The 1,096-nt window shown below is 36.3% G+C and carries 2 protein-coding genes; both read left to right on the forward strand.

Annotated elements, in window-relative coordinates; all coding sequences use genetic code 11:
- The first annotated feature begins 177 nt into the window (after positions 1–177).
- On the forward strand, positions 178–423 hold the full coding sequence (locus EHQ24_RS06735; protein ID WP_135600914.1) for a CopG family ribbon-helix-helix protein: 246 nt from the start codon (positions 178–180) through the stop codon (positions 421–423).
- On the forward strand, positions 423–839 hold the full coding sequence (locus EHQ24_RS06740; protein ID WP_135600915.1) for a putative toxin-antitoxin system toxin component, PIN family: 417 nt from the start codon (positions 423–425) through the stop codon (positions 837–839). Before EHQ24_RS06735 ends, EHQ24_RS06740 begins: the two co-directional genes overlap by 1 nt.
- Positions 840–1,096: the final 257 nt, after the last annotated feature.

Raw genomic sequence — 1,096 nt, forward strand, 5'->3', positions numbered from 1 at the left:
AAGCTACGTGCCAGTCCCTAACGTCCCGACGGGACTCAGGGGCGGGAAACGTTGAGTAGACTAGTTCGTTATGCGAACATTGCGGGAAAGAATCGCCACATCCGTGTGGCGTTTGTAAGAAATCTTAAAAAATTATCGATTTGACAAATATACAAATTTTGTATATTCTGGAAAATTATGAATCAGACAGTAAATATCTCTTTCGAAAAGGCACTTTTAAAAGAAATCGATAAAATTGCAAAAAGAGAACATAGATCCAGATCTGAATTAATTCGTGAAGCTGCAAGGGCTTACATTGAGAAAAAATCTAAGTGGCAAGCTATCTTCGATTTCGGCACCAAATCAGTTGAAAAATCAAATCTTACAGAAGCAGACATTTTAGGAGAAATTAAAGCTGTTAGAAGAAATAGAAAAGCTTCTTAATGCTTAAAGTTCTCTTAGATACAAACATTTACATTTCTGCGATTTTATTTAATGGAAAACCTAAACTAGTTCTACAAGATTTAATCGAAGAAGTTTTTGTTGGGTATATTTCAAATGAAATTCTCGATGAAATTGAAGAAACTTTAGCGAAACCTAAGTTTAAACTTCCTAAGGATTTTATTCAGTTTACTATTGAAGAAATCAGAAATGTTACCACTATTATTAAAAATAAACCCCTAAAGGATTATTTAAATTTAAGAGATAGGGATGATTTTCACATTCTTGAATCTGCTTTTTCTGCAAATGTAGATTTTCTTATTACTGGTGATAAGGATCTTCTTACTCTAGAAAAAATCAAAAGTTTTAAAATCATCACACCTGATGAATATTTAAGAATAAAAGAGGAACTTAGCTAAGATTGCGACATCCGTGTCGCTCCCCGCAACGTCGCATAACAGCAACTAACCGCTTCGCTTCGGGACTTACGCCCTCGCTCGGTCTTCGACACATAGGCTTCTGGCACTCCTCTTGCTTACGCAAGCCTCGTTCCAGCCCTAACGTCCCATCCGGGACTCAGGGTCAGCCTACGTCGGTTAGTCTAGTTCGTTATATGCAATGCCCTAAAACAATATACTATGAACGAATTCCAACAAGTTCTATATAACCAAATAGA

Source organism: Leptospira noumeaensis, assembly GCF_004770765.1.
Lineage (GTDB): Bacteria > Spirochaetota > Leptospiria > Leptospirales > Leptospiraceae > Leptospira_A > Leptospira_A noumeaensis.